Source organism: Thermostilla marina (assembly GCF_054657455.1).
In genome coordinates this window covers 3,296,390-3,308,479 of the sequence record NZ_BAAHYR010000001.1, presented here as the reverse complement: position 1 = coordinate 3,308,479, position 12,090 = coordinate 3,296,390, and the positions used below count along the sequence as shown (strand labels likewise).

The following is a 12,090-nucleotide window of genomic DNA, read 5'->3' as shown; positions in this document are numbered from 1 at the left end:
CGTCACTCTGCGGTTCGTGGGACATCACCGCCGGCCGAGTCCGCAGCCGGCTTTTCGGCGGCATCGTCGTCCGGCATCGCGGTTTCCACGGGGGGCGGCGGTACCAGCGGTGCGGCGGCATCACCGGCATCGAGCGTTTTCCGTATCGCTTCTTCGATCGAAAGGCGGCCGTCCGGTAAGTCCGGTCCGGGAGGCAACGCCGTACGCAAACGAGTTTCCTGTTCGGCTTTGACGGTCGACCATTCCTCGGCCGGGGCCGTCATCTTGCGCTGATCGTACTTTTGCATGTCGTGATAGTAAAGCACCATCAATGCGACGATGATTGCGAAAATCAAGATCGCACCGACGAATCCCAGCAAGGCGATCGTCGAGGTGTTCAGATCGGTCGAAGGTTGGACTGTGCTTTGTTCGTCATTCATATCGGATACGGTCGATCGAATCTCGTTTTGCATCTTTATGGTACGGCTAGCTGATCGCTAGCTGCCTTCATCGCGAAACAACCTCGTCACGGGGTGTTTCGTCGCGTCAAATGTTTTCGAAAGCCAAAGCCTCTTCGGTTCGCGGATCACCTTGCGGTACGGGGGCGATGCCGGAGGCAATGCGGATTAGTCCCGCCACGTAAATGGCTCCGAGTCCGAGAATCAACAGCACATCGACAATGCCGAACGGCAACGTCGGATACTCCAAACTGGGCATGACCAGGTAGTACACATCGAGCCAGTGGAATACCAAAAGCCAAACAGCCCAAGCCGCCAGCACGGCAGGGATACGTTTCGGAGCTCGCGCGAGCAGCCCCAAAAACGGTAAGATCAGGTGTCCAAACAGTAGCGCAAGGGATACCCACACCCAGGGGCCCGATTGACGCGGTAGGTACCACTGTGTTTCTTCGGGGATGTTGGCGTACCAGATCAGCATGTACTGTGAAAATGCGATGTACCCCCAAAAGATGACGAACCCGAAAAGCAGCTTACCGAGATCGTGGTAATGTTCGACGGTCACTTCGTTGCCGATCAACCCTCGCCGCTGCCACAAGAACAAAACGAGAATTTGGAAGGCGATACCGCCCACGATAGCCCCGGAGAAATAGTACAAGCCGAAGATCGTGCTGAACCATTCCGGCGACAACGACATCAGCCAATCAATCGCGGCAATGGTGACCGTTGCTGCAAAGACGAGAATCGCGGGACCGCTGAAACGTTCCATTCGCGATGTCAATGCCGAATCGGCCAATCGATCTTGTTCGACGCTCGTACGGAAATAAAACCGGGCGATCAGCCACCACGCGGCCAGGCAAACGACGGCGCGCACTGCAAAAAACGGGACGTTGAGATACGGTTGCTTGTGCTCCAGCAGATGACTTTCGGCGACGCGTTCGGGATCGGTCCACGGAAACAGAGACGTGCTTCCCAGCAAGACCGGAACGATGATCGGCAGAAACAAGATAGCCAAAATCGGCATGTTAGCCGCTGTTATCTCGGCAGCCCGTCTGGCCGTGACGCTCCAGCCCGCGCGAGAAACGTGTTGGATCAAAACGAAGGCCAACCCGCCCAATGACAGGCTCAAAAAGAACGCGAACTGCGTCAAATACGAGTGGAAGAAGTAGGCGAGGTTGTCGCGATACGTCAAGCCGACGAAGAACGCTGCGACGACGGCGGCCAACCCGCCCAACGCCAAGAGCGGGGCCAAACGGCCGTTTGTGCGAGGTTCCTGGGTTGTCCCCGCAGACGCTTTCGTTTGTTTCGATTGTTGATGGTCGTTCATGAGTCGTCCCATGAGGCCCACGATTCCGGGCGATTACTGTGCATCGGTCTTGGGTTCGGGATGAACGGTGCGTTGGAGTGCCCGCAGGTAGAGCACGATCGCCCATCGATCCTCCGGTGGGATCTGCGCCGCGTATCCCGGCATCGTGTGTTTGCCTTGACGAATTACCCCATTGGCGATGGTGTTTACGAGTTTGCCGACCGGTTGTGAGGCGACGGCGTTACCGGTCAGATTGGCGGGAGGAACCCAAGCCGGCTCGCCGCGTTCCCGCGCGCGACGCGACGTCATGCCGTCGTAGGGGGCACCCTCGCCGGTGATACCGTGACAGGTGGCACAGTACACGTCGTACCGCTCGCGTCCACGTTGCATGAGTTTTTCATCGACCGGGATCGGAAATTGCGTCGCGAAATCATCTCCAAGCCGGCCATCCTCCCACAACGGTTTGGGAATCGGCTTGCCGTCGGCATCTTTGGGAAGTGCATCGAGGGCACCGAAAGGCAACGTGCCTTCCACCGGCGGACGCATCGTACGGCCGTCGGCGAACAGCGGGTTGGGAGTTTGTGTTTTGAACTTCGGTTGGAAGTCCATGTCTTTGATGATGTGGATTCGCGGTTTGGTCTGCGGCCGGCTGGGAGTGTGTTGTCGGGCCAATGCCACGAACAAAGGCGGAAGCAGTGCCAAGCAGGCGAGGACGGCAACGGCCCAATACAAACCCTTGGGAAATCGCCGATCGGCCGTCGGCACACGACACAATTCGATTTCAACGGCCCCGATCGATCGTAAGAACGATTCGGTCGCCACCGGATCGAACTTCGGATCGCTCGCCTCGACCGATACGAAGAACCCGTCGTCGGTCGCGCGAACGAAGTTTTTGGCTGCGAACACGGGGTGGGTGAAGTGGGGCAACATATTCAACCCGAGAACCCCGAAAAACGATGTCAGCGCCGCAAACAGGACGATCAACTCGAACGTGACGGGAATGTTGGCCGGTAAACTGAAAAAGGGCTTGCCGCTGATCAGGTACGGATAATCGACGGCATTCGTCCACCATTGCAACAGCAGCGCGGCCGCTGCTCCCGTAAAACCGGCGCCGGCCACCAGCCACGGCAAGATGGTACGCGGAACGCCCATCGCTTTTTCCAATCCGTGGACGGGATAGGGACTGTGGCAATCCCAACGCCGAAATCCTTCCTTCCGCACGGCAACGGCGGCTTTTTTCAATTCAGCCGGGCCGTCGAATCGGGCGACGATTCCTGCAATGACTTCCGTCGTTTCTTGTTCCGACAATGGTTTGTCGCTCATATCGCTTCGTTTCGACCGTTCAGGTCCGATGGCGGTAAGGTTACGAGACCGTCGATTGGATGGTCGGTTATGCTTCGCTATGTGACTCGCCGTGTTCATGGTGCGGGTGAGCGCCGGGGAGCACGGCCTTCACCTCGGCCATGGCGACCATAGGTAGGAAGCGGCAGAACAGAAGGAATAACGTGAAAAACAAACCGAAACTGCCCAACAACATGAGGATGTCGACCCACGTCGGCTTGAACATACCCCAACTGGACGGCAAGAAGTCGCGACTGAGCGATGTTACGATGATCACGAATCGCTCGAACCACATCCCCACGTTCACCAGAATCGCGATGATCCACATGATCCACGGCGTGGTTCGGCACTTCTTGAACCATAGCAACTGCGGAAAGATCACATTGCAGCTCACCATGATCCAGTATGCCCAGGCATAGGGCCCCGCCGCCCGGTTGATGAACACGAATTGCTCGTAAATGCTACCGCTATACCACGCCGTAAAAAATTCGACGGCGTAGGCGTATCCGACCATGCAGCTGGTGGCCAGGATGATCTTGTTCATGTTGTCCAAGTGCCGCATTGTTACCAGGTTCTTCAGGCCGAAGAACTCGCGGGCGGGAACCATCAGGGTCACGACCATCGCAAAGCCGCTGAAGATGGCCCCGGCTACGAAGTACGGCGGGAAGATCGTCGTGTGCCAACCGGGCAACTGGGCGACTGCGAAGTCGAAGCTCACCACCGAATGCACACTGAGAACCAAAGGGGTTGCCAACGCGGCCAGGAACAAATAGGCCCGTTCGTAGCGATACCACTGTCGCGCCGAACCACGCCAACCAAGGGCGAAAATACCGTATGCGAGGCGTCGGATGGGCGTCGTTGCCCGATCCCGCAATGTGGCCAAATCGGGGATCATCCCAAGATACCAAAACAACAACGACACGGTCGCATAGGTGCTGACGGCGAACACGTCCCACAGCAGTGGGCTGCGGAAGTTCGGCCACAACCCCATCGGGTTCGGATACGGTGCCAGCCAGTAGACGAGCCATACACGCCCCACGTGGATCGCCGGAAAGATCCCCGCGCAAGCGACGGCAAAGATGGTCATCGCCTCGGCGAAACGGTTGATGCTCGTGCGCCAATGTTGGCGAAAGAGAAACAAAATCGCTGAGATCAACGTCCCGGCGTGACCGATTCCGACCCAGAACACAAAGTTGACGATCGGAAAGCCCCAGAACTCGGGCGAGTTGTTTCCCCAAACGCCGACACCGGTTACGAACAGGTAACCGATCAACCCGAAAAACATCACCGTGGCGCTCGACGCCACCGCAAACGCGATGTACCACGCCAGAGGTGTTTTCGGACGTTCGGCGATCCTCGCGACCGTCTCGGTCACGTTGCGCATCGTGGCATCACCCAATACCAACGGGGCGCGACGTCGCGGATCGGAAGTCGTATTGTCAACCGTGGTGATCGTGCTCATCGTGATCGGCGTTTTCCAGGGCTTCCAAGCGAGGATGCGGGTTTCGGACACGGGCGAGATAGCGTGTCCGCGGCTTTACGTTCAATTCGGCCAACATGCCGTACGATCGAGGATCGTAGTACCGACGCGCCACTTCGGACTCGGGATCGCCCAAGTCGCCGAAGCGAATCGCTTTGGTCGGGCAAACCTGCTGGCAGGCGGTTTGAATTTCCCCGTCGGGAATATGTGTTTCGCCTCGGTTCTTGTGCTCGATCTTGGCCGCCTGAATGCGGTGGACGCAGTACGTGCACTTTTCCATGACACCCCGACTGCGGACGGTGACCTCCGGGTTGAACGCCATCTTCTTGACTTCGCCGTCGGGGGAGTCCAGGTCCTTGTGATAATAGAAATAATTGAATCGGCGGACCTTGTACGGACAGTTGTTCGCGCAATAACGAGTGCCCACGCAGCGGTTGTACACCATGTCGTTGAGGCCTTCGCTGCTGTGGACAGTGGCCGCCACCGGGCACACTTGCTCACAAGGGGCCATCTCGCAATGGTGGCACATGACCGGCTGGTGAACAGCCTGTGGGTTTTCGGGTGACCCGCGGAAGTACCGGTCGATCCGCAGCCAGTGCATTTCACGGCCTTGTCGGACACGTTCCGGGCCGACGACGGGAATGTTGTTTTCTGCTTGACAGGCGACCACACAGGCGCCACAACCGATGCACGAGGTCAAATCGACCGACATTCCCCAACGGTGGCCTTTATATTCATGCTCTTGCCACAACGAAATCAGCGGCGGATGGTGGACAACGTCTTCCGCACGATACGGATGTTTCTTATCGTGCAATTTCGCCGCCGTCGTTTCGCGCACCAATTGGCCCAATCGCTGTTCGTGGCCGGCCCGGCCGACAGGGTCGATCAAGTAGTGATCCTGGACCGACGCCATAGGCTCTCGCTTTCCCAGCTTTTCAACGGTGACACTGGAGACGTGCCAGAGCGACTGCCGAGTCCGCAATTTGTACGCATCGAATCCCACCGGCGGTATATCCTCTGCCGCGTCGCCGCCGACATGGCCGGCCGCAGTGCGGCCGTATCCCAAAGCGACGACAAGCGTGTTACGGGCCACGCCGGGTAACACACACGCCGGTCCTTCGACACTTCGCTCACCCGCGCTGATACGAATGACATCACCGTCTTGCACGCCCAGGGATTCGGCTGTCGTCGTGCCCATGACGATTGCATTTCCCCAAGTGAGGCGAGTCATCGGATCGGGCAACTCTTGCAGCCAGCCGCTGTTGGCGAAGCGACCGTCGTAGATGCGGCTATCACCGGTGAACAACAATTCATACACTTGTGATTCTTCGAGGAGACCGGCGAACAATTCTGAGGGCGATCCGGAAGGCGAAATCCCGATATTTGCCGGGGAAATGGCTTTCGGACGATGGCTTTCGAGCCAAGCAACCCCCTTATTTAGTAGTTGCTGCCAACGCACATCGGAGGTGTCGCCGGCGAGTTTCCCGAAAGTGCGCCGAACGAGAGTTCGAGGATGGCCTTCTTCGCGCGAGACGACGTTCAGCTTCGCCAAACCTTGTGCGATTAATTCGATCGCCGAACGCGTCGCGTAAAGCGGGGCGATTGTTGGTTGCCCGATCACATATATGCCTTGGGGATCAAGAGCATCGCTCCAGGCCTCGAGGAAGTGCGACTCGGGCAAATGCCATGTGCTCTGACGCGACGTTTCGTTGTCGTAAAGACTCAAGTGTGCCGAAAACGGAACCTTCTCGAACGCTTCGGCAAATTTGAGATCCGCCGGTGCATCGTAGACCGGGTTGCCTCCCAGGACGAGAAGATGCTCGATCTTTCCCGCCTGTATCGCGTCGACGAGATCGGCGAGGGCGTCGACGCCACCGGTGGCCGCAGAATCTTCGACGTAAACGACGCGGGCGCGTTCCAACGGTGGAACCGAACTGTGTTCGGCCAAATGCGCGTTGATGCGGACGACGGATGCATGGACCTCCGCAGGCAAGTGCTCTCCTGCGACGACCACCAAACGATCGGCATCGTCTCGCAGGGCCGCAAGGAATTCTCGCAGGTAGTGTGCCTCATTTGAATCGGCGGCCGACGGCAACACGTCTGATCCCTCGGCGACGACGTGTTCCAAAAGTTGCACGAATGCGGGCATTTTCGATACCGGCAATGCCAACCGATGGTCGGCGGCGGCCCCGGTGTTGGTGAAACGACTTTCGACTACGTAAAGACGGCCCGCCTTTTGGGTGTCGGTGCGATTGGCGGCATAAGCTCTTGCTACCGCGATCGCTTCAGGACCTTCGATCAGGAAGTCGCAATCGATGCTCAAGATGACGGGAGAAACAGCGGTTTGCGGGATTTCGAGAACAGCCCGACCGGGCCGGCCGAGCACCTGCTGCACCCCGCGGCTTGGCTCGGCGCTTTCCAAAGGTTCGTATTCGACCCATTTTGCCTTGGGGAAGACTTCCAACACCTGCGTCTTGAGGTGGGCAAGCGTGGGTGAATTGATGAGGCCCGATACGACCGCCAGATTGTCGCCCGCGCCTTGGGAAGCGGAGAGCGTCTTGATCCAAGCCGCATCGAATGCTTCCCACGACGAGACGTTGCGCCGTCCATCCGCACGACAAACGACGTCGCGACTGCGATCCGGATCGTAGAGTTCAAGGATCGCGGCTTGGGCAAACAGATCCGTTGCGCCCGCATTGAGGCCGTGTTCGGGATTGCCTTCCAGTTTGATCGGCCGGCCGTCGTAGCAAGTGGCCAACAAACCTTGAACCCGTCTGCCCATCTGTATCGCAGTGGCATAGCGTTCCGGTTTGCCGGGCACGCGCCCCAGCGGCCGGTGGACGAAGGGGGCGATTTCTTCAACTTCCCACCGACACCCGGCGATACCGGCCAGTGCCATCGACGCACCCATCAACTGGAGCCACCGCCGACGACTGACGGCATTCGTGCGAAAGTCGTCCGGCGCAACGCCGTGAGGAAATTCGTTGGCGATCCGTTCGTAAAACGCGGGAGTAGCGGCGAGTTCTTCAAGCGTACGCCAGTGCGCTTGGCGCCCGGTGACGGATGCCGCTGCTTCAGGCCCGGTACGGTCGGATGTCGAAGGTCGATTTAGCGATGACATGTCGAGCAATCGGTTGACGGATTGATGTTGTTCTTACGACGAATCTCGCGGCCGATGAGAAGTTTTTCCTCCTCGCTGCCGGGCGACCAGCCGAGATCGGTGATATGTTCCTGCGGACGCAGATGGGAATCCGGATTACGATGGCACTCGAGGCACCATCCCATCCGGAGCGTTTTGGCTTGATACACGCGATCCATGCGGTCGACTCGATCGTGACATTCGACGCAGCTCACACCTCGTGTGACATGGGCACTGTGGTCGAAATAAACAAAGTCAGGCAGGCTGTGCACGCGAACCCACGGGACCGGTTTGCCGGAGGCAAAGCTTTCGCGGATGGGAGCGAGCTTCGGGCTGTCGGTGGCAATGAGCGAGTGGCAGTTCATGCAGATTTCGGTGGAGGGGATGGCCGCCGCGGCCCCTTTCTCCACCGTCGTATGGCAGTAGCGACAATCCATTCCCAATTCACCGGCGTGCAGGGCATGGCTGAACGGAACCGGTTGTTCCGGTGAGTAACCGACGTCGACCGTTTGGGGGTCGGCGGCAAACCAGGCAACGCCCAAAATGTAGACGGGCGCACCGAACAAAAGCAGGCCGAACAAGGGCCGTGCCCGGTCCACCCACTGCGGCAAGAGGAATTTCTGCATGTTCCGGCCCAATGGCGAGGCTTGCTTCACGAGCGTCGAATCATCCAGGAATCGGTGACTATCGAGCTATCGGCGAAATCCGCCGCGCGACAATAGATCACCCTCGCACGGTTCTTGCAAGACAATCGAATTGAAGACTTATTGTAGCGCTCCCCCTTGAGAATGGGAAGCTGGAAAACGGAAGCTCGCAAGACGTTTCTGCGTTTCGATCTATTTGGCTTATTGGTGCGTCAATACTGGAATTTGAGGATCGATCGTGGTTGTGAATCGAGACGTCGTGAAATTCTCTATCGGACGGGGGCAACCGGAGAGAGGGGGATATTTCGATTCGCGCCCTACCCAAAAATCAACGCGATCATCCTCGCGGAACAAGCAAACGATTTCGTCGCTCGAATCGGGGGTGATCCGCATTGGGCAGAACGAAGACACTTTTGTACGGGGACATTTTGCGTCGCGTGAGACGAGCTTTCTTGTCATGTGTCTCGCGTCGTAAGCGACACCGGCAAGAAAGGCAATGAGCCGTCCCGGAAGGTACGGAACGGCCCATTTCGGTTCTTTTTGTTGTTTGCACGTCGAAAAGCGTTCAAGAGGCCAGCGCTTCTTCGATCAGTTCCAACGTCTCGTCGATCTGTTCGGTTTTGCTGAAGCCGATTGTGAAGCAATCGACGCACTTCAGGTTGAGAACGTACTTGAGCGACTCGAGTCGCTTTTCTCGCGTTTCATAGCCGCTTTCACCATAAATTTTCATGCCGATGATGCCCCGGCCGGCGTCGTGCATTTTTTGGAGGACAGCCGAGACGTCTTTGGGGTCGCCGTCCATTTTCATGCCGAACGGATTGATGCGGGCGAGCTGTACATCGCACCAATCGACGTCGACCGAAGCTGCCAGGGGATCCCAGCCGTGGCACGAGACACCGACGGCCCGCACGCGGCCTTTTTCCTTGGCTTCGTAAAGCACGTCCATCACGGGGCGCATGTCGGTCGGCCAGGAACCTTGTGTCATGCAGTGCATGAGCAGCGAGTCGATGTAATCGACCTGCAATTCGCGACGGAAGCGATCGATGTCGGCCTTGGCGACTTCGGGGTGCTTCGCTCGTGTTTTCGTTTGCAAGAAGTAGTTTTCCCGCGGGACACCTTTCAGTGCCAGGCCGACAAAGATGTGCGTCCGGTACATGTCGGCGGTATCGATGTATCGCACGCCACGATCGAGCGCGTAGCGAACCATCTTCGTGAACGCCTGTTGGCCCATTCCGAACTGTTCGCTTCCGCCGCGGGTACCTGTCCCGATACCGAGGACGGAGGTCTTGATTCCCGAGCGACCGAGGGTGACGAGGTCTGTTCCGCTTTTCAGTTGCGGTTTGTGGGGATGAGCGTCGACGGCACCCGAGCCGAACATGCCGGCGGCGGCCGTCGCCGATATTCCCGCCAGAAAACTACGACGCGACAACTTCGCCATCACGTAATCTCCTTGCCACGATGAAGATGGGACATCCAGGCCAAACATATCTGCCGAAGATCACAGACGGAATACGATTCCGCCCGTTGCATTTTCAGAGAGTTCGCCCCATTATAGGCCGACGGACCGCCGTGCGGGCGGTTTTTTGAGTACAAAATTCGGTTGAGAATCTGCACGACCCCATGACGGGGGGGAGATGGTCACATGCTACGAATGCCGCGATACGTAATGCCGTGGGCTGTGCTGGGCATGGCCGGACCGCTGTTGTTTTGGGCCTCGGCTTGCAACTCGCCGGAGTCGTCGCCGAAAGATGGTGGGCAAGACCAAGTGGCCGAACAAAGCGCGGAGGAATCGCCGACTTCTGTCGACGACCGCGAGCTCGCAACAAAGTTGGAAGAGCTGGGAGTTACTTGTCGATTGGACGATGCCGGTCGGTTGATTCTCGTCGATGCTTCCGGCGGAAAGCTGGACGACGAAAAGCTGGCGATGCTGGCGGACGCGAGGTATTTGCGGGCGGTCAAGCTGACCGGTTGTCCCGTAACCGATAAAGGAATGGAGGTACTCGCCGAATTGACGGCACTAAAGAGTGTGGGCCTGGATGATACACAAGTCGGCAACGCGGGCGTTGCGGCATTGGACGGGCTGGATCGACTCGAGGAGCTCTTTTTGACCCGCACTCCGATCGATGATGCGGCTGCGGAATCGATTGCGAAGCATCCGAAGTTGCGACGGTTGCGTCTGCGTGGCACCGCGATTACCGACGCCGGCTTGGCAAAACTCGAAGGGCTTTCGGCTTTGGAGGACCTCGATCTGAGCGAGACGAACATCGGCGATGCCGGCGTCGAATCCCTGGCGAAACTACCTTCGCTGGTACGTTTGAATTTGTGGACGGCGAAAGTAACCGATGCTGCTGCTCCCGTGTTGGCCGGGATGACGCAATTGAAATGGTTGAACTTGGATAACACCGTCGTTTCTGATGCGGCCGTTGCCGAGCTTGCGAAACTGCCGAACCTCGAGTTCCTGCATCTCGGTCGGAGCAAGATCACCGACGCCGCGATCGAGACGTTGGCGACGATGAAATCGCTCAAGACCGTGCATGTCACGAGGACGGCGGTTACGGAGGAGGCTGCAAATCGCCTTCGCGCGGCATTGCCCGACTGCGAAGTGATCAGCGTCGTACCGGGAGAGGAATAATCTATCGGTTTCGTCGGGAGAAGCGATTCAGCACGAAAACGGCCGGGCGAGGCTGGCTTCGCCCGGCCGAGATTGTTTCTAAGGGAAGGGAGAGCCGCGTGCCGGCTATTGCTTCCAGAAATAGTAGCCGTAGATGCCGCCGCCGACCAAGACGGCCGGAATTACGGCTCGGACGAACATTCCGAAAACCTCACCCAAACTACCCGGCACGTGCAGCAAGTACTGGACGACCATCAAGGCCATCACGGTGAAGTTGAAGCCCACCAGGCCGTACTTGATGCCGAGTTTCGAGGCTTCTTCGGCCGACAGAGTGCTTGTCGGCCGGGCGGCGCGCGGAGCCGAGGCAGCCGTCGAGTGCGATGCGGCGGGGCTCGCTTGCTCTTGCTGAGAGTGCTGTGAGAAGTAGTGCTGAAGTGCCAGGTTGATGCTGGCGGGCGTGCATAACACACTTCGCACCGGCATATCGTAGCGAAGTCGCAACTCTTCTTCCGTCTCGGGATTGATCGGGTTCGGCGAGGCGACGAGAAGTTGTCCGTCGTCGATCATCACCGGAATACATGAATGCTGCTTGGCCACGCGAGCCGGAATCTTGGGGATCAACTCGGTATCGATTTGGGTTTCGCGCAAGTCGATGTACGGCATGCCGACCGATTCGGCGTAGGCCTGCATGACGACTTCGGGTTCCGCCAGCTTCTGTTGAACGACGGCGTCCCGCATTTCGATCCCGACGGCGTCGGCGAAGCGACGCGCCTTCTCGATTTGTTCCGGGGTCGCCACCTTGTTTGCCAAGAGGATTTCTTCGAGCGTGCGGCGACGCCAGGGTTCTTCGACCTTCCGGCCGAGGGTCGCGTCGTATTCACGCTTGCGCTGTGCGTCCGTCAGGCACAGCATGGCGCGAGCCAACTCGTTGAGAAGTTGTTGCGACTCGTCCGCGTAGTCGCCGGTTGCATACTTTCGGACGTGTGCGTTGAGTTTGCGATAATTGCGACGGATGACTTGGACGTCATCCTCGAATTTCTTCAATCGCAACAAAGTGTAGTAGTCGAGCGGCCGGGTTTCATCGGTGATTCCCAGCCACTCGCGATAAACATCGATCTCCCGCTTTTTGGCCATC

9 protein-coding genes are annotated in these 12,090 nt (G+C 58.2%); 1 reads left to right on the top strand and 8 read right to left on the bottom strand.

The genetic code is table 11. The features are described 5' to 3' along the window. Nucleotides 1–2: 2 nt before the first annotated feature. The 7 genes from ACYQ2I_RS12095 to ACYQ2I_RS12065 all read right to left on the bottom strand — a co-directional run bounded on the left by ACYQ2I_RS12095 (nucleotide 3) and on the right by ACYQ2I_RS12065 (nucleotide 9,782). Nucleotides 3–419, bottom strand: coding sequence for a hypothetical protein (locus tag ACYQ2I_RS12095; protein WP_460167275.1), 417 nt, complete (start codon nucleotides 417–419; stop codon nucleotides 3–5). Between the two features lie 106 nt (nucleotides 420–525). Then, complete coding sequence (locus ACYQ2I_RS12090) at nucleotides 526–1,773, bottom strand: quinol:cytochrome C oxidoreductase (protein WP_460167274.1); 1,248 nt, start codon at nucleotides 1,771–1,773, stop codon at nucleotides 526–528. 21 nt (nucleotides 1,774–1,794) lie between these two features. Continuing rightward, complete coding sequence (locus tag ACYQ2I_RS12085) at nucleotides 1,795–3,063, bottom strand: quinol:electron acceptor oxidoreductase subunit ActD (protein ID WP_460167273.1); 1,269 nt, start codon at nucleotides 3,061–3,063, stop codon at nucleotides 1,795–1,797. Between the two features lie 67 nt (nucleotides 3,064–3,130). Further along, a complete protein-coding gene (nrfD, locus tag ACYQ2I_RS12080; protein ID WP_460167272.1) occupies nucleotides 3,131–4,543 on the bottom strand; it encodes an NrfD/PsrC family molybdoenzyme membrane anchor subunit in 1,413 nt (470 codons plus the stop codon). Beyond that, nucleotides 4,521–7,682 (bottom strand): TAT-variant-translocated molybdopterin oxidoreductase, encoded by a 3,162-nt coding sequence (locus tag ACYQ2I_RS12075; protein WP_460167271.1) that lies wholly within the window; start codon nucleotides 7,680–7,682, stop codon nucleotides 4,521–4,523. The genes nrfD and ACYQ2I_RS12075 overlap by 23 nt, the downstream gene beginning before the upstream one ends. Beyond that, nucleotides 7,670–8,356: a cytochrome c3 family protein gene (locus ACYQ2I_RS12070; RefSeq protein WP_460167270.1), complete on the bottom strand. Its 687-nt coding sequence runs from the start codon at nucleotides 8,354–8,356 to the stop codon at nucleotides 7,670–7,672. The genes ACYQ2I_RS12075 and ACYQ2I_RS12070 overlap by 13 nt, the downstream gene beginning before the upstream one ends. Before the next feature lie 553 nt (nucleotides 8,357–8,909). Then, nucleotides 8,910–9,782, bottom strand: a complete 873-nt coding sequence (locus ACYQ2I_RS12065; RefSeq protein ID WP_460167269.1) for an aldo/keto reductase — start codon at nucleotides 9,780–9,782, stop codon at nucleotides 8,910–8,912. Between the two features lie 204 nt (nucleotides 9,783–9,986). Here ACYQ2I_RS12065 and ACYQ2I_RS12060 point away from each other — a divergent pair, with 204 nt between their 5' ends. Next, the gene (locus tag ACYQ2I_RS12060; RefSeq protein ID WP_460167268.1) at nucleotides 9,987–10,976 is read left to right on the top strand and encodes a leucine-rich repeat domain-containing protein; all 990 of its coding nucleotides are present in this window, start codon (nucleotides 9,987–9,989) and stop codon (nucleotides 10,974–10,976) included. Nucleotides 10,977–11,081: 105 nt separating this feature from the next. On the opposite strand, the gene ACYQ2I_RS12055 is transcribed toward ACYQ2I_RS12060, so the two are convergent. Beyond that, nucleotides 11,082–12,089, bottom strand: coding sequence for a GspE/PulE/PilB domain-containing protein (locus ACYQ2I_RS12055; protein ID WP_460167267.1), 1,008 nt, complete (start codon nucleotides 12,087–12,089; stop codon nucleotides 11,082–11,084). Between the last annotated feature and the right edge of the window lies 1 nt (nucleotide 12,090).